Source organism: Actinomycetospora flava, from assembly GCF_037400335.1.
Lineage (GTDB): Bacteria > Actinomycetota > Actinomycetes > Mycobacteriales > Pseudonocardiaceae > Actinomycetospora > Actinomycetospora flava.
This window is the reverse complement of sequence record NZ_JBBEGM010000001.1, coordinates 323,616-343,371: the sequence shown is the minus strand read 5'-3', so window position 1 is coordinate 343,371 and position 19,756 is coordinate 323,616. Positions and strand designations below refer to the sequence as shown.

Here is a 19,756-nt window from a genome sequence, read left to right as displayed (position 1 = left end):
GAGGGAGTGGCGGGGGTAACATGGTCGACATGCAGGCCGTGCGACTTCTTCGTCGAGAGGTAGTACTTCGGCGCGCCGGGTGAGCCAGGGCCCCGGCGCGCACCACCGCTCGCCCCGCTAGGGGGCTCGCAGCGGCACCGCCGAGACCTGGCTCGGATCCACTCCACCACCGGATCCCCAGGAGCACCCCGTGACCACGCTCGAGCCGGCCCCCGCCCGTCGTCTCTCCCGCCTGCCCCGCCCGTTCACCATCCTCACCACGGGTGGGATGCCCGGCGTCATGGACCTCGCGTCGGCGCTCTGCTCGCTCGGCTACCGGGTCCCGGACTTCTCCGTCGACGTCCACGAGGGCGTCTCGTGCTCGTGCGTCCAGTGCACCGTCGCGCTGACCAGCGCCGAGTGCGCCGAGTTCGCCGACCGCGTCCGGACGCTCCCGGGCGTCCTGTCGGTCGAGCCGTCCTGCTGACCGCGCCGCGCGCATAGTGGAGGCGTGAGCGACGACGCCCGACGTGATCGCGGACCCGACGGTCCGGACGGCCCCGGCGGCTGGACCAACCCCCTCGAGGAGCTGATCGGGCGGCTCGTCGAGGGCTTCGGCGATCTGGGTGGCCCGGGCCCGCAGGGTGGTGAGGACGCCGGTCGGCCGCGGGGCGACGGGCGCACGCCCGTCCTCGACCGCTTCGGCCGCGACCTCACCGCCGCGGCCCGCGCCGGGCGTCTCGACCCGGTGGTCGGCCGCGAGCGCGAGGTCGCCGCCGTCCTCGAGATCCTCGGGCGGCGCACCAAGAACAACCCGGTGCTGGTGGGGGACCCCGGCGTGGGCAAGACCGCGATCGTCGAGGGCATCGCGGCCAAGATCGCGGCCGGCACCGTGCCGGGGGCGGCGGGCCGGCGCGTCGTCGCCCTCGACCTGGCCGGGCTCGTCGCCGGCACGAAGTACCGCGGCGAGTTCGAGGAGCGGCTGCGGCGGCTGGTGGACGAGGTCACCGCCACCGAGCGCGCGGTGATCCTCTTCCTCGACGAGGTGCACACCGTCGTCGGGGCCGGTGCCGGGGTCGAGGGCACGATGGACGCCGCCGACATCCTCAAGCCCGCGCTCGCGCGCGGCGAGCTGCAGGTCGTCGGGGCGACCACGCTGGAGGAGTACCGCCGCCACGTCGAGTCCGACCCCGCGCTCGAACGGCGCTTCGCCCCGATCACCGTCGACGAGCCCACCGTCGAGCAGACCGTCGCGATCCTCGACGGCCTGCGGGCCCGCTACGAGGACCACCACGGCGTGCGGCTGCCCGAGGACGCCTGCCGGGCCGCCGTCGAGCTCACCGCGCGCCACGTCCGCGACCGCTTCCTGCCCGACAAGGCCATCGACGCGCTCGACACCGCCGCGGCGCGCGTGCGGCTGCGGCGCGGCGAGGACCCGGGGGCGTCGGCGACGGTGTCGGTCACCGACGTCGCGCAGGTCGTCGCCGACCGGACGGGCCTGCCCGTCGCACACCTCACCGACTCCGAGCGCACGCGGCTGCTCGGGCTCGCCGACCACCTGCGGCGCCGCGTCGTCGGCCAGGACCACGCGCTCGAGGCGGTCACCGACGCGGTGCTCGCCGGGCGGGCGGGGATGGGCCAGCCGGGCCGCCCGGTGGCGTCGTTCCTGTTCGCCGGGCCGACCGGGGTCGGCAAGACCGAGCTCGCCCGCGCGCTGGCCGAGGCGCTGCACGGGTCCGACGAGCGCCTCGTGCGCCTCGACCTGGGCGAGTTCCGCGAGGCGCACACCGTCAGCCGCCTCACCGGCGCGCCCCCCGGCTACGTCGGGCACGACCGTCCCGGCGAGCTCACCGAGGCCCTGCGCCGCACGCCGTCGTGCGTGGTGCTGCTCGACGAGATCGAGAAGGCGCACCCCGACGTGCTCGCGCTGCTGCTCGGGGTGCTCGACGCCGGGCGGCTGACCGACGGGCGCGGGCGCACGGTGTCGTTCGCCGACGCCGTGGTGATCATGACGAGCAACCTCGGCGCCGCCGCCCTCACCGAGGGTCGCGACCCCGACGAGGCCCGCGCGAGTGTGCTCGCCGCCCTCGCGCGGGCCCTGCGCCCGGAGTTCCTCGGACGCGTCGACGAGGTCGTGCTGTTCACCCCGCTCGACCACGACGCCCGGAGCGCGGTGGTCGAGCTGCTCCTCGACGGGACGCGCGAGCGCCTCGGCGCCCAGGACATCGGGCTGACGGTGACGCCCGCGGCCGTCGACGTCCTCGTCGCCCGGGGCCACGACCCGGCGCTGGACGCCCGGCCCATGCGGCGGGCCGTCACGCGGGACCTCGACCGGGCGCTGTCGCGCCGGATCGTCGCCGGCGCCCTGCGCCCGGGCGGGCACGCCACCGTCGACGCCCCCGATCCGGACGGGCCCCTGACGATCGAGGTCGGCCTCCCCACGTGAGCTCCGGGCCCAGAGGCCCGGAAAGTGCTCACGAGGGGCTACTCCACCGTGACGCTCTTGGCGAGGTTGCGGGGCTTGTCGATGTCGCGGCCCAGCACCGCCGCGCAGTGGTAGGCGAGGAGCTGCAGCGGGACGCCGAGCAGGATCGGGTCGAGCTCGGGCTCGAGGCGCGGGACGCGCAGCACGGCGTCGGCGAGCCCGTCGGGCAGCTGGGCGTTGGTCACGGCGATCACCGGCCCGCCGCGCGCCCGGATCTGCTCGATGGTGCTGATGTTCTTGGCCAGCAGCTCGTCGTCGGGCACGACCACCACGCAGGGCATGGCGGCGTCGACGAGCGCGAGCGGCCCGTGCTTGAGCTCCGCGGCCGCGTACGCCTCGGCGTGCACGTAGGAGATCTCCTTGAGCTTCTGGGCGCCCTCGCGCGCGACGGCCGCGCCGCGCACCCGGCCCAGGTAGAACATCGACCGCGCGTCGGCGTAGCGGCGGGCCACCTCGGCGACGTCGTCGCTCGACTGCAGCGCCGTCTCCACCGCGTCGGGGAGCCGCCGCAGGCCCTCGACGAGCCGGGTGCCGTGCGCCGCGGAGAGGTCCCGGACGCGGCCGAGCAGCAGCGCGAGCAGCGTGAACGACGTCGCCATCGAGCTGAACGCCTTCGTCGAGGCCACCGAGACCTCGGGCCCGGCGTGCAGGAACATGCCGGCGCCGCACTGGCGCGCGATCGCCGAGCCGATGACGTTGACGACGCCGACGACGCGCCCGCCCTTGCGCTGGAGCTCCTCGACGGCGGCGAGGGTGTCGATGGTCTCGCCGGACTGGCTGACCGCGACGTAGAGCGTCTCGGGGTCGACGAGCGGGTTGCGGTAGCGGAACTCGCTGGCCTGCTCGGCGTCGGCGGGGATGCGGGCGAGCTCCTCGACCAGGCCCGCCCCGATCTGCCCGGCGTAGAGCGCGGACCCACACCCCAGGAACGTCACGCGGCGGATGCCGCGCAGCTCGCGGGGGTCGAGGCGCATCCCGTCGAGGCGTGCGGTGGCGAAGCGCGTGTCGAGGCGACCGGCCAGGACGCGGCGCAGGGCCGCCGGCTGCTCGTGGATCTCCTTGGACAGGAAGTCCTCGTGCCCGTCGAGCTCGTAGTCGGCGTCGTCGATGTCCACCGTGGTGGGCGGGCCGAGCCGCGAGCCCTCGTAGCCGGCGGCGGTCAGCGTGGCGAGCTCGCCGTCGGCGAGGAAGACGACCTGGCGGGTGTGCCGCACGAGGGCGGCGACGTCGGAGGCGACGAACATCTCGCCGTCCCCGAGGCCCAGCACGATCGGGCTGCCGTTGCGGGCGACGACGAGCTCGTCGGGGTTGCGGGCGTCGAGCACGACGAGCCCGTAGGTGCCCTCGACGACGCGCAGGGTCTCGCGGACCGCCTCCTCCAGCGAGCTCGACCCGCCGTCCAGGGCGCGCGCGACGAGGTGCGGGAGGACCTCGGTGTCGGTGTCCGACTTCAGCGTCACGCCCTCGGCGGCCAGCTTGGCGCGCAGCTCGTCGGCGTTCTCGAGGATGCCGTTGTGCACGACGGCGATGCGCCCGGCGGCGTCCGTGTGTGGGTGGGCGTTGCGCTCGCTCGGCTCGCCGTGCGTGGCCCAGCGGGTGTGCGCGATGCCGGTGCGTCCGGGTGCCTCGTCCTCGCCGAGCGCGGCGCGCAGGTCGTCGACGCGGCCGACCGACCGCGTGGTGCGCAGGGCCTTGCGGTGGGCGACGGCCAGGCCGGCCGAGTCGTACCCGCGGTACTCCAGGCGCGCGAGCCCGTCGACCAGGATCTTGGTCGCCGGTCGCGGGCCGACGTACCCCACGATGCCGCACATGATCGATTCCCCCATTATCCGTAGACGATCCGGCGCAGGCGCCGCTCGCTGACCTCGCCCGGGGCGACCGGACGGTGCGCGAGCTCCTCGGCGATCACCGCCCAGATCTCGGCGTTCTTGCGCTCGCGCGCCTGCAGCTCCCGGTGGCGCCGCCGCACGAATTCCTCGGTGGTCTCCGAGTAGTAGGCGACGACGTCGGCCACCACGCGGGCGGCGACCTCGCCGGGAAGACCCGTCGACGCGGCGACATGGCGCACGAGTTCGGGGTCCACGAGGAGCGAGAGTGCCTCGCTGACGCGATTCAGGCCAGTTTCCTGCCCGATTACGGGCAGGAAATGACGGTTGGTGCGGTGAGCGACACACGGCGGAGCGGGCACGATCGTGCACTAGCGTCCTCGCGGTGGGCACCGACGGGTCCGCCGTCGTGCTCCGGACCGCACACGTGACGGTTCGCGCGCGGGTCGCGGTCATCGAGATCCGGCAGCACGGGGGCAGCAGCGACGACTGGACGGCCGGGTGCGCGCTCGCCGTCGGGGTCGTCGGCGCGGTCGTCCTCGTGTCGGCGCCGCTGTCGGTCGCGACGTGGGTGTTCGCGCCGGTCGTGGTGCTCCTCGGCGTGGTCGGCGCCGGGATGCTGGTCCAGCGGGTGCTGACGCCGGGGGTGCACCTCGACTGCGTGGCCTGGACCGCGGCAGGGTCCGGCCTGCCGTGGCGGCGGTCGTTCGGGGGCGCGCCCGTGGTGCACACCGCGGTGGCGCGGGACCGCTACCGGAGCAGCGACGTCGTCCTGAGCGCGGGGAACCGGTCCACCGTCGTCGTCGGGCGGATCCCGCGGGCGGAGGCGGAGGAGGTGGCCAGGGCGTTGCGGCGCCTGGTGCGGGAGCGGGACCTCAGCTCGTGATCAGCGCGACGAGACCGAGGACGAGCAGGAGCTTGATCAGCCAGTCGCCGGCGTGCAGGGCGGCCGAGGCGGCGGGCACGTTCTCGTGGAAGACCGAGCCCGCGAGCAGCACGACCGGGAACGCGACCCAGAGCCCGGTGGCCAGGAGCAGGGCGGGGGCGGGGCCGGCGATCCCGATCGCCGCGAGCAGCAGCGCGGCGCCGGCGGCGAGGACGACGTTGCGGGCGAGCTCCACGGCGGCCGTGGCGCCGGCGGAGCGCGGGGGGCCCGCCGTCGCGCGGGCGGGCACGGCGCCGTAGTAGACGCCGCTCGCGACGAGCGCGGCCACGGCGGCGGCGGGGACGGCGATCAGCGTGGCGGTGGTGAGCATGGCGGGCTCCCGGGTGTGCGGGGTGGGTGTCACCCCCACCACGAACGGGAGCGGCCGGATCGACAGCTCACATGGGGGATTCTCTGACGTTCAACGTCAGCGTGGCCGCCACGCTGAGACACCCCGTGCGCTGCGGCGGAGGCGAGTGGCGCGCTCGGCATGATCGTCGGGCGCCGGAGGCTGCGGTCTGCAGCTCTGGGTGCCGGCCGGCGATGCGACACGCCCGGGCGCACGCCGCCGAAGCGAGCATGTGGCGATCTTGGCGTGAGACGCCGGCGATGCCGCATCGCTGGCACATCCTGTGCGCCGGGTCGCCTAGCTGGTGATGTCCTTGCGGCGGAACCACCAGACCGCCGTGGCGCCGAAGGCGATGCACCACACCAGGGCCGAGAGGACGCCGCGGGCGAGGTCGGTGCCGTCGACGTCGAGGGTGAGCAGGTCGGCGAAGGCGAAGACCTCGTGGGTCGGCAGGAGGTTGCGCAGCGAGCCCAGCGCGTCGACCGTGTTGAGGATCTGCGACAGGATCGACACGAGCACCGCGCCGCCGACCGCGCCGAGCGGGGCGTCGGTCACCACCGAGAGCAGCGTCGCCACGCCCGCCACCCAGAGCAGGTGGATCGCGAGGTAGACGACCGCGAGCAGGATGCGCACGAGCGCCGTGCCGTAGGGCAGCGACTCGCCGGTGGGGGAGAGGTAGTCGCCCGCCCCGTAGACCAGGGTCCCGAGCAGGACGGCCACCACCGGCAGCACGATCAGCGTGGTCAGCGACAGGATCGCCGCGACGATCGCCTTCTGGCGCAGCAGGCGCACCCGCGGCACCGGGATCGCGAGCAGGTAGCGCAGCGACGACCACGACGCCTCGCTCGCGATCGTGTCGCCGAAGAACAGCGCCACGACCACCACGAGCAGGAAGCTCGCCGACGAGAACAGCGCGAACACCGCGAAGTTCGGCCCCGACGCCTGGGCGAGGTCGGTGAGGCTCGTGGCGGCGGCGCCGGGGGTGGGGTCGTCGCCGACCGAGAACGCGATCCACAGGATCACCGGCAGCAGGGCGAACAGCGCCAGCGTCACCTGCGTGCGCCGGCGCCGCCACTGGCGCAGCAGCTCGACGCGCACGGGCAGCGTGCGGGGTTCCTGGACGACGGTGCTCACGAGCGCGTCCCCTCCTCACCGATCAGCGCCAGGAACGCGTCCTCGAGGCGGCGGCGCGGGCCGACCCCGCGCACGTCGTGGCCCGCCTCGACCAGCGTCCGGACAACGGCGGCCTGGTCGGTGCCGTGCAGGTCGACGAGCACGACGTCCGCGTCGCCCGGGTCCGGCTCGACGCCGACGCCGTTGCGGCCCCGCAGGACGGCGACCGCGTCGTCGCGGCGGCCCGGGTCGACGGTGACGGCGACCTGGCCGCCGGCCACCAGCTCGGCGACCTCGCCGGTCGCGACCACCTTGCCCCGGTGCATGACGACCACGTGGTCGCAGGTCTGCTCGACCTCGGCGAGCAGGTGGCTGGACACGAGGACGGTCCGGTCCCCGGCGCGCGCGTAGGAGCGCAGCACCTCGCGCATCGCGTGGATCTGGGGCGGGTCGAGGCCGTTGGTGGGCTCGTCGAGCACGAGCAGGTCGGGCAGCCCGAGCATCGCCTGCGCGATCGCCAGGCGCTGGCGCATGCCCTGGCTGTAGGTACGCACGGTCCGGTCGACGGCCGCGCCCAGCCCGGCGATCTCCAGGGCCTCCTCGAGGTGCGCGTCCTGCGCCGGGCGGCCGGTGGCGGCCCAGTACAGCTCGAGGTTGTCGCGCCCGGAGAGGTGCGGCAGGAACCCGGCGCCCTCGACGAACGCTCCCACGCGACCCAGCACGGGCGCGCCTGCGGTGACCCGGCGCCCGAAGATCCGCAGCTCGCCGGCGGTCGGGGCGATGAGACCGAGCAGCATGCGCAGCGTCGTCGTCTTGCCCGCGCCGTTGGGCCCGAGCAGGCCGAGGACCTGCCCGCGCTCGACCGTGAAGGACACGTCGTCGACGGCGACGAGCCCGCTCGGCCACGACTTCGACAGCCCGCGCACCACCAGCGGCGTGTCGGCCAGCCCCTCCTCGAGGGCGAGCGCGCCGCCCGGCTCCAGGTCGCGACGACGCCGCCGGGCGGCGAGCACCCGCGCGACGAGCCAGGCCACGAGGACACCGAGCAGCAGCACGCCCGCCGCGGCGAGCGGGCCGAGCGGCACCGAGGTCCCGCTGCGCACGTCGCCGGGCACGGTCGGGACGGAGAGCGAGGCGTCGGACGCGAGCCCGATCCGGTGCACCGCGGGGGCGGTCGCTGCGACGTAGGCCTGGTCGGTGGTCGAGAGGACGACCTCCAGCCGGTGCCCGGCGGCGAGCGTGGCGACCACAGCGGGGAGGCTGACCGACACCTCGGTGGGCGCCGGCCCCGGCGCGGGCAGGCGCAGCGGCGACACGGCGCTGCCCAGCAGCGTGCGGCTGCCGGGGGCACCGTCGCCCGCGGCCACGTCGTAGACCTTGGCGAACAGCACCGGCTCGCCCGTCGGCCGGTCGGGCACCGAGGAGATCGTCACCCGGACCTGCGGGGCCCCGGCGACGACCGTGCGCGCGGGCAGCGGGTCGGTCGAGAACCGCGCCGCCTGCCCGGGGAGATCCGTCGCGAGGCGGCCGAGGAGCGCGCTCGCGCCGCCGGCGCCGCCCCCGCCGCCGGACCCGCCGCCCCCGCCGCCGGAGCCGCCGGAGTCACCGGAGTCCTCATCGTCGTCGTCCCCGGACCCCGAGCCGCCCGCCGCGCTCCCGGCGAGGCCCGCGAGCCCGGGCACCGAGGAGATCGCCGACGGCGCCCCGCCGGCCGGGGCGACGACGTCCTGCGGGTCGCCGCGCAGCGGGAGCGGCGTGCGCGCCGTGCCCCCCGCCCCGTCGAGGCCGGGGTAGACGCTCGCGGTGATCGTGCGCTGGGTGGGGGCGCTGCGCGCCTGCACTCCCGAGGGCACGACGTAGGTGAAGGCGGTGCCCGGGTCCGGGGCGGTGCCGGCGAGGTGGTGGTCGAACCACGCGTCCATGCGCTCGGTGGTGCGCCGGTCCGGCTCGCCGCCGTCGTGGCCGCCGGCGAACCAGCTCACCGCCACCGTGCCCCCGCCGGCCGCGATCTGGCGCGCGGTGGCGTCGGCCTGGTCGAGCCCGAACAGCGTGTCCCGCTCGCCCTGGACGAGCAGGGTCGGCGCGGTGATGCGGTCGGCGACGCTGGCCGGCGAGGCGCGGGTGAAGAAGCTCGCGAGCTCGGCGGGCTCGCGTCCGGAGGTGGCGGCGGCGACGTACCCCGCGCACACCTCGGGCAGGAACCGCCCGCACACCTGCGGGGCGTCCTGCTCCTGTCCGGGGGCGGGGCGCGAGCCGCTGCTGAAGAACAGGGCCGACCACGCGCGCTTGAACACCCCGTCGGCACCGCCGGCGCTCGCCGCGGGCGTGGTCGCGGGCTCCGCGCCCGCCCGGTTCGGGAAGAGCGCCTGGCCGAGGTCGTTCCAGGTGATCACCGGGATGGTGGCGTCGACGCGGCGGTCGTACCCGGCGAGGAGCAGCGCGAGCGCTCCGCCGTAGGACGCCCCCGTGACGCCGACGCGCGGGTCGCCGGGGCCGTCCTGGCGCACCTCGGGGCGGGCGGCGAGCCAGTCGACGAGCTGCTGGGCGTCGGCGACCTCGTAATCGGGTGAATTCAGGGCGATCTGCCCGGTGCTCGCCCCGAAGCCGCGGGCCGACCAGGCCAGCGCCACGTAGCCCCGTTCGGCCCAGGTGCGTGCCTCGTCCGCCACGCTCTGCTTGCTCCCGCCGAAACCGTGCGCGACGAGCACCGCGGGCGCCGGACCGGAGGTCGCGGGCAGCCACAGGGTGGCGTCGAGGCTCTGCGGCTGGTCGCGCGCGGGACCGTCACGCACGTCGATGCGGACGTCCTCACTGCGCACGGCGCCACCGGTGCCGGGAGCGGCGGCGACCGTCGAGAGCCCGAGCAGTCCGACGGCGAGCACGACCCCGAGGACCCGGAGCGGGCGGCTGATCACCCGCGCACGTTAACCCTCACCGTCTGTGTCGGTCGTGAGCAGGAGGGACGCGGAGCCTGCGGAGCCGGACCATCGAGACCGTCCGGGTGCCCAGCGCCACTCGGGGTCCTGTCGCGCCGGGTTCACGCGGGTGACACACTCAGTGGCGGAGGGGAGTATCCCCGCGCGTCGGCCTCGTCAACACGGCCGCCGGGCCGGTCGCCAGACCGGAGCCGGTGCCCGGGGTCGTCGGTCACCTCGTCGAGGTGGCGGGAGAGACCTCCGGTGTTCACGTCTGCCCTGACGTCGCCGGAGATGGAGACCTCCCGTATGTACGTGCCGTTCTGGGTCTGGGCCCTCACGATCGTGGGCCTGCTCGCTGTCCTCGCCCTCGACCTGGCGATCGTCGGCCGCCGGCCCCACGAGGTGAGCGTGCGCGAGGCGGCCCGCTGGGTCGGCGTCTACATCGGTCTCGCGGCGCTGTTCGCGCTCGGCCTGTTCCTCGTCGCCGGGCAGGATCCCGCCACCGCGTTCGTGGCCGGCTACATCACCGAGTACTCGCTCTCGGTCGACAACCTCTTCGTGTTCCTGCTGATCATGAGCGCGTTCGCGGTGCCGAAGGTCCACCAGCACCGGGTGCTGCTCTTCGGCATCCTCATCGCCCTCGTGCTGCGCGGCGCGTTCATCCTCGCGGGCGCCGCGGTCATCGAGCGGTTCAGCTGGGTGTTCTACCTGTTCGGCGCCTTCCTCGTGCTCACCGCCGTCAAGGTCGTGATGGAGGGGGACGAGGACGAGGAGTTCCGGGAGAACGCCGCGCTGCGGCTCGTGCGCCGGGTCCTGCCCGTCACCGACGACTTCGTCGGCTCCCGGTCGGTGGTGCGCGACCGCGACGCGAAGGGCCGCCTGCGGTGGATGGCCACGCCGATGCTCATGGTCATGATCGCGATCGGCATGACCGACCTGCTGTTCGCGCTCGACTCGATCCCCGCGATCTTCGGGCTGACCCGCGACCCCTACATCGTCTTCACCGCGAACATGTTCGCGCTGATGGGCCTGCGCCAGCTCTACTTCCTGCTCGGCGGGCTGCTCACGAAGCTCGTCTACCTGTCGTACGGGCTCGGCGTGATCCTCGCCTTCATCGGCGTGAAGCTCGTCCTCGAGGCCCTGCACACCAACACGGTGCCGTTCATCAACGGCGGCGAGCCCCTGGGCGTCCCGACGATCGGGATCGAGCTCTCGCTCGGCGTGATCGTCGGCGTGCTCCTGATCACCACCGTCGCCAGCCTGGTCAAGGTGCGCTACTTCCCCGGAGAGTCGCCGGATGACGAGGCGCCGCAGGCCGTGGAGCAGGCGACCGACCACGAGCCCGCGTCGACCGGCGGCTTCCGGCGGCCCTGATCCTGACGCCCGGCCCACCGCCGCCGCGGTTCGGTGGCACCCTCGGTAGAGGATGAGCGAGGGGAGTCGGGGCGCGGGTGGCGGAACTGGGCTTGTCGGGACGCCGCACGTGGCGCTGGGCCGTGGTGGCCGTGGTGGCGGCGCTCCTCGTGGGCATTCCCGCCGCGATCGCGGCCCGGCCCGGTGACGCGCGCGCCGACCCGGCGCAGCTGCGCGACCGGATCGCCGCGTCGGCGGACCGCCCCTGGACCGGGTACGCCGAGGCCCGGGCGACCCTGGGGCTGCCGCGCATCGCCCAGCTCTCCGACGTCACCACGCTGCTGTCGGGCGTGACGCGCATGCGCGGCTGGTACGCGGCATCCGATCAGGCACGCTTCGACGTGCTCTCGCCGGTGGGGGAGCGCGACCGCTACGTCACCCCGGACGGGCAGGCGGTGTGGGACTACGGCGCCGAGCTGCTCACCGTCGTCGCCCGCGACCCGCGCGTGCGCCTGCCCCGCCCCGAGGACCTCATGCCACCCGAGCTGGCGCGCCGCCTGCTCTCCGGGACGGCGCCGGGCGACCCGGCGACCGAGCTGCCCGCGCGCCGGGTGGCGGGTGTCGACGCGGCCGGGGTGCGCGTCACCGTCGCGGACCCGGAGACGACCGTCGGCGCCGTCGACGTGTGGGCGGACCCGGGGACAGGGCTGCCGGTGGCCGTCGAGGTGCGGGCCAAGGGCGTCGCCGACCCGATGATCACGACCGCGTTCGGCGAGCTCGAGCAGGGCCCGCCCGACCCCGCGGCCCTGACGCCGCGCCGGGGCCCGGGCGCCGGCGCGACCCGCAGCCCCACCTCGGACCTGTTCGGGGTGCTAGGTCGCGGCGACGGCCGGACGCTGCCCGACACCCTCGCCGGGCGCTCCCGCGAGACGCCGGAACGGGGCTTCGCGGCGCTCGGGCAGTACGGGACGACGCTCGGGCAGCTCATCGCCGTGCCGCTGCCCCCCGATCTCGCCGGCACGCTGCTCGCGGGCATCGACCGGGCCGGGGCCGGGCGGACCCTGACGGTCCAGGGCCAGGCCTCGGCGCTGGAGACCCCCTTGCTGAGCCTGGCCGTCGTGCGCAGCGACGACGGCGCGCGGGCCTGGGCGCTCGCGGGGCTCGTGCCACCGGCCGCGATCGACAGCGGCGCCGCCGACCTGCTGGCGGGAGGCCGACAGTGAGTCGGGAGACGGAGCGTTCAGGGGAGCACGCCGATAGGGGAGCTCGACCCATCGATACAGCGCTGGTCATCGAGACCCGAGGTCTGACCAAGCGCTTCGGCCACCACACCGCGGTGGACGACGTCGACCTGCACGTCGCCGAGGGCGCGCGCTACGGCTTCCTCGGGCCCAACGGGTCGGGCAAGACGACCATGGTCCGGATGCTGCTCGGCCTGGTCTACGCGACGCGAGGCGAGATCACGGTGCTGGGCCGGCCGGTGCCGTCGCGGGTGGCCGAGGTGCTGCCGGAGATCGGGGCGATGGTCGAGGGCCCGGCGGCGTACCCGCACCTGTCAGGGCGGGCGAACCTCGCGCTGCTGGACGCGGCCGGCCCGCGGCGGCGGCACGCCCGGCGCCGGCGCGACCGCATCGAGGAGGTGCTCGAGCGGGTCGGCCTGGGCGCCATCGACCGGCGCCCGGTGCGGGCCTACTCGCTGGGCATGCGCCAGCGCCTCGGGCTGGCCGGGGCGCTGCTCGACCGGCCGCGGCTGCTGGTGCTCGACGAGCCGACCAACGGCCTCGACCCCCACGGCATCCGCGAGGTGCGCGACCTGCTGATCGAGCTCAACGCGGCCGGCACCACGGTCTTCCTGTCCAGCCACCTGCTCGCGGAGATCGAGGCGCTGTGCACCACGGTCGGCGTCGTCGACCGCGGCCGGCTGGTGCTCGAGGACGACCTGGACGCGGTGCGCGGCCCGACCGGGCGGCTGGTGGTCCGCACGCCCGACCCGGACGCCGCGGCCCGGCTGCTCGGGCGCGCCGTGGCCGAGCGGTACGACCACACCCTCGTCGTCGACGCCGCCCCCGGCGGCCCGCCCGCGCTCGCGCGCCACCTCGTCGAGCACGGTGTCCCGCTCGACGGGCTCGTCGAGCAGCGCCGGAGCCTGGAGGACGTGGTGGTGTCGTTGACGGGGCCCGGGTCGGACACCTCGCGTGCGCGGCGGAACGGGGCGCGCCCGTGATCGGCGTCGAGCTGATGAAGCTGGTCCGCCGCCCGCGCACGTGGGTGGCGGTCGGCCTGCTGTGCCTGCTGCCGACGATCGTCGCCGTCTTCCTGGCGACGACGCGGATCTCGCCGCCGCCCGGGCAGGGCGCGGCGTTCCTGTCGGCGGTCCTGCAGTCCGGGTCGCTGTACCCCGCGGCCGCGCTGGCGCTGGTGCTGCCGATCTTCCTGCCGGTCGCGGTGGCGGTGATCGCGGGCGACTCGGTGGCCGGCGAGTCGTCGCAGGGCACGTTGCGCTATCTGCTGGTGCGCCCGGTGCGGCGCACGTCGTTGCTGCTCGCGAAGCTCGTCGCGGTCGTGGTGTTCGTCGTGGGCTCGGTGCTCGCGGTGGCGGGCAGCTCCTACGTGGTCGGGGTGTCGCTGTTCGGCGCGGGCGACCCGGTGGCGGTGGTGCGGGCGCTGCCGGAGGTCACCGGGGGCGACGACGCCGTGGCCGGCACGGGACCGCAGGCGGCGCCGCCGGCCGGCGGACAGGTCGGGGGCTCCGACGCGTCGTCCGGGGGACAGGCGGGCGCCCAGCGGCCCGGCGCGGACACCGGCGACGCCACCGCGGTCGACCCCGACGCCGCCCGGGAGCGGGCGCAGGCCTCGGTGTCGTCGCTGTCGGGGGAGGCGCTCTCGCCCGCCGACCTCGCCGCCCGCCTGCTCGGCGCCATGGGCTACGTGACGGTGTCGATGCTCGGCGTCGCGGCGATCGCGCTCTTCCTCTCGACGGTCACCACGTCCTCCCTCGGCGCCACCCTCGGCGCCCTCGCCGCACTGATCACGAGCCAGGTGCTGGTCAGCCTCGACGCGGCGGCCTCCGTCACCCCGTACCTGCCGACGCGCTACTGGCTCGCGTGGGTCGACTTCTTCCGCGACCCGATCTTCCTGCGCGACATCACCGCGGGCCTGTGGCTCCAGGCCGGCTACGTGGTCGTGCTCATGCTGGCCGCGTGGGCGAACTTCACGACGAAGGACGTCACGAGCTGACCGGCGGCTGTCTCTTCGCGAGCGATGCGGCCACCGTTGTGCGAGCGATGCGGCATCGCTGGCGTGTGACGTTAGGACCGCCAGATCCTCGCCGGCGCGACACGCCGGGGGCTCGCGTGGACCCGTGCTGTGTCAGCGTGGCGGCCACGCTGACGTTGAACGTCAGAAACGCCACCACGTCGATCAGCGCGACACGCCGACGCCGTGGGGACGGCCGGCAGTGGCCGTGACCAGGGGTTCTTGATCGACAGAGGCTGTCGGGGGTCGGGTCTAACGTCTGGTTCATGAGCATCGACCAGGGCCCACGGGACGGCGTCGTGCCGCCCCTGCTGCCGGTCGATCTGTCTGGGCTCGAGGGCGCCGAGGTCGTCGAGTTCGCGCGCGACTGCTATCGAGCCCGGAACAAGCTCACCGCCACCTTCCTCGTCGCGCTACACGACGCGCGCGGGTCGTGTCCTCCCGCAACCCCTCGGGCACCGCCAACGTCTGCGGCTACGACCTGCCGATGGACCGCTCCGTCGTCGCCATGGCCCGCAACGAGGCACTGGCTGCGGAGCTGCTGCGCCGGGGGGTCGCGATGACGATCGAGGCCCTCCGGGCCCACGTCTACCTGACCCTGTTCGACGGCACCGCCGCCGGCCTCACCGACGACGCGCTGCTCGACCTGCTCACGGCTCAGCTCCGTCCCGAGCCCGGGCCGGACGGTGACGAGGGCTCAGGCGACGGGCCCGGTCCTGACGACCCGGGTCCCGACGACCCGGGCCCCGACGACGACCGCGGTCCCGACGACGCCGGTCCCGACGACGCCGGTCCCGACGACGACACGGGTCCTGACCATGCGTGGCCCGGGAACGAGGGCTGGCCCGAGCCCGACGGCTCTGAGCCCGACGGCGGTGAGTCCGACGGCGGTGAGCCCGACGGCCCTGAGCCCGACGGCCGTGAGTCCGACGACGACGCGGGCGGCGAGGACGCGACCGACGAGGGTGGGCACGGCGAAGCGACCTCCGGCGAAGCGACCCCCGGCGCGGCGACCACCGGCGAGAACGGTCGCCGAGGGCCGGCGGTGCGGGACGGGACGGTCGAGGTGCGGCTGCGCCTCACCACGGCGCTCGGTCTCGACGATCTGCCCGCCTCGGTGCCCCGCTGGGGCACCGTGCTGGCCTCCACCGCCCGCGCCCTGCTCGACCGGCACCACGAGGGCGAGTGGCGCGTGGTCCTCACCGACGACGACGGCCACCTCCAGCACCTACTGCTCGCCCGGGGCCGACCCGACCGACCGCCCGGCCCCCACCGCGGCGCGCGGCGGGGGCGGGCAAGGTCATCGGTCGTCGAGCTCCAGGTCCCGACGACGCTGCTGGGCGCCCTCGATCCCGACGATCACCCGGTCTGGACCGGTCTGCTCGCCGAGCTCCGGCATCGCCTGGTCGAGAACGGCGCGCACCCCGCTGACCGACAGGCCCGCGCCCCCGACGACGACGTCCACCCCGACGACGCGCGACGTCGGCGGCCCGGCGCCGAGGTCGATCGCTGGGTCCGGGTCCGCGACCGGTGCTGCATCGTGCCCGGGTGCCGCCGACCCGCCTACGCCGCCGACCTCGACCACACCGTCGACCACGCGCACGGCGGGCCCACGCTCAGCCGCAACCTCGGCGTGTTCTGCCGCCACCACCATCGCGCCAAGCACCACGGCGGCTGGCGCGTCGAGCAGCCCGCGCCGGGCCGCTTCCGCATCACCACCCGTGCCGGCGTCCGCTACGAGACCGGGCCCACCCGGATCATGAGGCCCCTCCCGGCGCCGCGACCCGCCGCGACAGCCCGGCCGCTGCCCTGGCGGGAGCAGGACGACGGCACGCCGTGGGGCGACACCGACGAGCGCACCCTCACACGCGGACGCTCGCGGAGCCTCGCCGCCGAGTCCCGGCCGGTCGACGGCGATCCGCCGGGACGCCGGAGGACCACAGCACAGCTCGACAGCGTGCGTCGCGGGCGCACCCCGGTCGCCGCGATCCGCGACCCCGCCGACCCGCCGCCGTTCTGAGAGGAGCCGCCGTTCTGAGACCAGCCGCCGTTCCGACCCCGGACAGGAGCTACTCCACCCCGTTCACGACCCGGATCTCCCGCGTCGCGCCGTCGCCCAGCGCTTCCAGGGCCCGCTGGTAGGCGGGGGAGTGGTACGCGGCGACCGCGGCGTCCGCCGACGGGAACTCGATGACCGTGACCCGCGGGACGTCGGCGCCCTCGAGCACCGCGGCGGGCTCCCCGCGGGCGAGGAACCGCCCCCCGCCCGCCAGCATCGCCGGGCCGGCGAGCTCGACGTACGCCGCGAGCTTCTCCGTGTCGTGGACGGCCGTGAACGTGTTGATCCAGTACGCGCGCGCCATGCCTCGGACCGTAGGCGCGGGAACGGCAGGGCAGTGCGACGGAGGAGCGCTGTCGGGCCGTCTCCTCGTCGCCGGGAAGACTCAGGACGACCCCGACGCCCCCTCGGACCGGAGCGCGTCGCACTGGTCCGGGTCGGCGGTGGGGAGTGGGCCGGTGCCGAGCCCGCGGAGCACCATCCCGACCGCGAGCGGGTCGCTCGGCAGCCGCGAGTGGGCGATCGTCGCGTCGGAACACACGTCCTGGAGGCGGACGGCGTCGGTGCCGGGCAGGTCCGCGGAGTCGGGTGGCGTGACGGTCTCGTCGTCGGCGGTCCACAAAGACAGCCACGGCAGGCCCGGCGGGGCGGTCGCGAGGCCGGTGAGCAGCGCGCTGCCCGGCGCGAGCTGCTGGCAGGCCCGCGGGCAGGCCCCCGGCACCAGCGCACCCCCCGCGGCCGCGAGCTCCGCGCCCCGCAGCGGCGACCCGAGCGTCACCACCCGCCGCACGGCGGGCGCGGTGCGGCCCCGGTCGAGGTACACGCGGGTCGCGACCCCGCCGGCCGAGTAGCCGACGACGTCCACCGACGGCTCGCCGTCGTCGAGGAGCCCGCGCACGGTGTCGTCGATCGCGGCGCCCTGGGCCACGAGGTCGCCGGTGCCGCCGGAGGGCAGCTCGACGATCACGGCCCGCCGTCCCTCGGCGCGCAGCCGCTCGGTGAGCCCGATGAACGCGGCGCGGTTGCCGCCGTAGCCCGGCACCAGCACGACCGCCCCGGGGACGTCCGGGTCGGCGGGCGGCGGCACGCGGTACTCCTGGGCCACGCCGACGCCCACGAGGACGGCGAGCACCGCCGCGATCGCGAGGAGCGCGAGCACGAAGGCACGCCGGCGCGGGGCCAGCCCGCCGAGCGGGGCCCGCTCGGGCCAGGACACGAGCGGAGACCCCATGACCCCCAGTCTGCCCGTCGCCACGCCGTGATCCCGTGAGACGGTGGGATCCGTGGCCGCACCCACCGACACCGTCGTCCCCGCCGAGGCCGCTGCGCTCGCGAAGCGCCTCGAGCCGCTGCACTCGATGATCTACTTCGTCCCCGAGGTGGGCGAGGAGCTCAAGGAGATCGGCGTCCGCCCCCGCGACCAGTACTTCGCCCAGCGCGCCGCCCCGATGGGCGCGGTCGGGCCCGGGCTCGTCGCGGCGACCTTCTTCAACTTCAACCCCGCCCTGATCGCGCGCACGGTGCCCGGGGTGTGGGCGTCCGCGTCGCCCGGTGACATCGTCAACGCCCGCCTGCGCGCCGCCGACCGCGCGCTGCGCCGCTTCCTCGGCGAGGAGGTGTCGTCGGCGGCCGTGACCGAGTCCGCCACGCTGACCCGCCGCGCGCTCGAGGGCGCGACCCCCGAGGACCGCCCGCTCTACGCCGGCCACGCCGACCTGCCCTGGCCCGACGAGCCGCACCTCGCCCTCTGGCACGCGGTGACGCTCCTGCGCGAGCACCGCGGCGACGCGCACCTGCACGCGCTCGTGTCCGCCGGGCTGTCCGGCCTCGAGGCGCTGGTCACCCACGTCGCGACGGGCACCGGCTTCACGGTCGCGTTCGCCCAGCAGAGCCGCGGCTGGTCGCCCGAGCAGTGGGCCGACGCCAAGAGCGCCCTCGCCGAGCGGGGCCTCATGGACGGCCCCGACAACAACGCCCTCACCCCGCAGGGCGAGGAGCTGCGCCGCGAGATCGAGGACCACACCACGCGCATGTCGCTCGGCCCCTGGCGCCGCCTCGGCGCCGACGGGACGGCCCGTCTCGCCGAGGTGTCGAAGCCGCTGTCGAAGGCGGTCCTGCCGGCCTTCGCCGTCGAGGGCGTCTTCGCGCCGAAGTCGCCGCGGAACCAGACGCGCTGACCGTCAGGACAGCTGTTGCGGCGTCCCCGGCGCGCCGTCGACCTTCTTGTCCTCCCGGGCGCGACGCGCCAGCCAGATGCCGCCGCCGACGACCAGCGCCGCCGGCACCAGCCACAGCAGCGCGCCGAACAGCCACTGCACGAGCGGCCAGACGACCCCGCCGACCACCACGAGTGCGCCGATGCCCACCAGAACCCACACCACGATCCTCATGACCTCGATGCTGGGCGCCGCTGCGCCCCGGCGAATCGGGGTGCACCCTGATCCCCGGCTCAGGGTGGGGAGGCCGGCATGAGGGTCACGGTGGTCGGCGCGGGGATCGTCGGGCTCGCGGCGGCGTACACGCTGGTCGGCCGGGGCGTCGGGGTGCGCTGCCTCGACGTCGGCGAGCCCATGGGCGCGCGGTCGGCGGGCGACACACGCATCTTCCGCGTCGCCCACGGCACCCCGGAGCTCGTCGCGGAGGCCCGGCGCGCCTCGGAGCTCTGGGACGACTGGTCGATGACCGCCGGCCGGACGCTGGTCGGCGGCGAGCGCGCCAAGGTCAGCGGGCCCCGGGTGCCCGCGTGGGCGGCGGCGATGAGCGCGGCCGGGGCGATCCACCGGGTGGTCGACGGCGTCCTGCACGATCCGGCCGGCGGCGTGCTCGACCTCGTCGCCACCCGGGAGTTCCTCACCGCCGCCGTGCGCCCCGAGCGCCTCGAGGTCACGGCGATCGACCCCGACGGCACCGTCCACACCGCCGACGGAGGAGCCGACCACCCCGACGCCGTCGTCGTCGCCGCGGGCGCCGGCACCCCGGCGCTGGTGGCCCCGCTGGGTGTCGACGTCCCCGCGGAGCTCGAGCACCACGCCCGCTTCACGTTCGCCGGCCCCGCCGACCAGCCCTGCCACCTCGACGCCCGCGCCGACGGCGACCTCGCCAGCACCGACCAGCACCGCACCCGCGTCGGTCACTGGGCGGTCGGCGGTCACCTCCCCGACACCGACACCGCCTGGGAGCTGGGCGCCGACGAGGTCGCCCGCCGCTCCCGGGAGGCCGTCGTCGACCACGTCCGCCGCCTGCTGCCCCACCTCGACCCGACGCCCGTCGACGAGCTGCGCTGCACCCCGATGCGGGGCCTGGGCGACGGTGTCCACCGGGCCCGCGCCGGCGCCGTCCACGTGGTCTGGGGGGACAACCTCGCCAAGCTCGCACCCCGCATCGGCGAGGTCGTCGCGGCCGACGTGGTGGGGGACACGCCGGTCGGCGGCGGTGCGGCAGATCACGCCCCGTAACCTGGAGGGGACGTCCACTCCCTTTTCCGGCTGGAGTTC

Annotated in this window: 18 protein-coding genes; 10 read left to right on the top strand and 8 right to left on the bottom strand. The window is 75.5% G+C overall.

Annotated features, from left to right (window positions below; translation table 11 throughout):
• The first annotated feature begins 190 nt into the window (after positions 1-190).
• Both WCD58_RS01635 and WCD58_RS01630 read left to right on the top strand, forming a co-directional pair.
• Entirely contained in the window at positions 191-466 is a 276-nt protein-coding gene (locus WCD58_RS01635) for a hypothetical protein (protein WP_337698882.1), read from the top strand.
• A 24-nt stretch (positions 467-490) separates the two neighbouring features.
• Complete coding sequence (locus tag WCD58_RS01630; protein WP_337698881.1) at positions 491-2,425, top strand: ATP-dependent Clp protease ATP-binding subunit; 1,935 nt, start codon at positions 491-493, stop codon at positions 2,423-2,425.
• A 38-nt stretch (positions 2,426-2,463) separates the two neighbouring features.
• Here the strand turns inward: WCD58_RS01630 and glmS are convergent, their stop codons facing one another.
• Both glmS and WCD58_RS01620 read right to left on the bottom strand, forming a co-directional pair.
• Positions 2,464-4,275 (bottom strand): glutamine--fructose-6-phosphate transaminase (isomerizing), encoded by a 1,812-nt coding sequence (gene glmS, locus WCD58_RS01625; RefSeq protein WP_337698880.1) that lies wholly within the window; start codon positions 4,273-4,275, stop codon positions 2,464-2,466.
• 14 nt (positions 4,276-4,289) lie between these two features.
• The gene (locus WCD58_RS01620; protein WP_337698879.1) at positions 4,290-4,547 is read right to left on the bottom strand and encodes a hypothetical protein; all 258 of its coding nucleotides are present in this window, start codon (positions 4,545-4,547) and stop codon (positions 4,290-4,292) included.
• Positions 4,548-4,675: 128 nt separating this feature from the next.
• On the opposite strand from WCD58_RS01620, the gene WCD58_RS01615 reads away from it, so the two are divergent.
• Positions 4,676-5,176 carry a hypothetical protein gene (locus tag WCD58_RS01615; protein WP_337698878.1) on the top strand — a complete coding sequence of 167 codons (501 nt, stop codon included), beginning with the start codon at positions 4,676-4,678 and terminating at the stop codon, positions 5,174-5,176.
• Here the strand turns inward: WCD58_RS01615 and WCD58_RS01610 are convergent.
• The 3 genes from WCD58_RS01610 to WCD58_RS01600 all read right to left on the bottom strand — a co-directional run bounded on the left by WCD58_RS01610 (position 5,166) and on the right by WCD58_RS01600 (position 9,592).
• Positions 5,166-5,546: a DUF1761 family protein gene (locus WCD58_RS01610; RefSeq protein ID WP_337698877.1), complete on the bottom strand. Its 381-nt coding sequence runs from the start codon at positions 5,544-5,546 to the stop codon at positions 5,166-5,168. The two genes, WCD58_RS01615 and WCD58_RS01610, sit on opposite strands and share 11 nt — an antisense overlap.
• 315 nt (positions 5,547-5,861) lie before the next feature.
• Positions 5,862-6,698, bottom strand: coding sequence for an ABC transporter permease (locus tag WCD58_RS01605; RefSeq protein WP_337698876.1), 837 nt, complete (start codon positions 6,696-6,698; stop codon positions 5,862-5,864).
• Positions 6,695-9,592, bottom strand: coding sequence for an alpha/beta fold hydrolase (locus tag WCD58_RS01600; protein ID WP_337698875.1), 2,898 nt, complete (start codon positions 9,590-9,592; stop codon positions 6,695-6,697). The genes WCD58_RS01605 and WCD58_RS01600 overlap by 4 nt, the downstream gene beginning before the upstream one ends.
• A 309-nt stretch (positions 9,593-9,901) precedes the next feature.
• On the opposite strand from WCD58_RS01600, the gene WCD58_RS01595 reads away from it, so the two are divergent.
• From WCD58_RS01595 to WCD58_RS01575, 5 genes are all read left to right on the top strand, one after another.
• Entirely contained in the window at positions 9,902-10,969 is a 1,068-nt protein-coding gene (locus WCD58_RS01595; RefSeq protein WP_337700770.1) for a TerC family protein, read from the top strand.
• Positions 10,970-11,046: 77 nt separating this feature from the next.
• Complete coding sequence (locus WCD58_RS01590; RefSeq protein ID WP_337698874.1) at positions 11,047-12,171, top strand: hypothetical protein; 1,125 nt, start codon at positions 11,047-11,049, stop codon at positions 12,169-12,171.
• On the top strand, positions 12,168-13,172 hold the full coding sequence (locus WCD58_RS01585) for an ABC transporter ATP-binding protein (RefSeq protein ID WP_337698873.1): 1,005 nt from the start codon (positions 12,168-12,170) through the stop codon (positions 13,170-13,172). The genes WCD58_RS01590 and WCD58_RS01585 overlap by 4 nt, the downstream gene beginning before the upstream one ends.
• The gene (locus tag WCD58_RS01580; protein WP_337698872.1) at positions 13,169-14,185 is read left to right on the top strand and encodes an ABC transporter permease; all 1,017 of its coding nucleotides are present in this window, start codon (positions 13,169-13,171) and stop codon (positions 14,183-14,185) included. The genes WCD58_RS01585 and WCD58_RS01580 overlap by 4 nt, the downstream gene beginning before the upstream one ends.
• A gap of 451 nt (positions 14,186-14,636) precedes the next feature.
• Complete coding sequence (locus WCD58_RS01575; RefSeq protein ID WP_337698871.1) at positions 14,637-16,223, top strand: HNH endonuclease signature motif containing protein; 1,587 nt, start codon at positions 14,637-14,639, stop codon at positions 16,221-16,223.
• Between the two features lie 49 nt (positions 16,224-16,272).
• Here WCD58_RS01575 and WCD58_RS01570 read toward each other — a convergent pair whose 3' ends face one another.
• Together WCD58_RS01570 and WCD58_RS01565 are read right to left on the bottom strand one after the other, a co-directional pair.
• Positions 16,273-16,566 (bottom strand): DUF1330 domain-containing protein, encoded by a 294-nt coding sequence (locus WCD58_RS01570; RefSeq protein ID WP_337698870.1) that lies wholly within the window; start codon positions 16,564-16,566, stop codon positions 16,273-16,275.
• A gap of 81 nt (positions 16,567-16,647) precedes the next feature.
• Positions 16,648-17,493: an esterase/lipase family protein gene (locus WCD58_RS01565; protein ID WP_337698869.1), complete on the bottom strand. Its 846-nt coding sequence runs from the start codon at positions 17,491-17,493 to the stop codon at positions 16,648-16,650.
• Positions 17,494-17,545: 52 nt separating this feature from the next.
• Here WCD58_RS01565 and WCD58_RS01560 point away from each other — a divergent pair, with 52 nt between their 5' ends.
• Positions 17,546-18,439, top strand: a complete 894-nt coding sequence (locus WCD58_RS01560) for an SCO6745 family protein (RefSeq protein WP_337698868.1) — start codon at positions 17,546-17,548, stop codon at positions 18,437-18,439.
• Positions 18,440-18,442: 3 nt separating this feature from the next.
• Here the strand turns inward: WCD58_RS01560 and WCD58_RS01555 are convergent, their stop codons facing one another.
• Positions 18,443-18,652, bottom strand: coding sequence for a hypothetical protein (locus WCD58_RS01555; RefSeq protein WP_337698867.1), 210 nt, complete (start codon positions 18,650-18,652; stop codon positions 18,443-18,445).
• A 78-nt stretch (positions 18,653-18,730) separates the two neighbouring features.
• Between WCD58_RS01555 and WCD58_RS01550 the strand changes: the two genes are divergently transcribed.
• A complete protein-coding gene (locus WCD58_RS01550) occupies positions 18,731-19,717 on the top strand; it encodes an FAD-dependent oxidoreductase (RefSeq protein ID WP_337698866.1) in 987 nt (328 codons plus the stop codon).
• Positions 19,718-19,756: the final 39 nt, after the last annotated feature.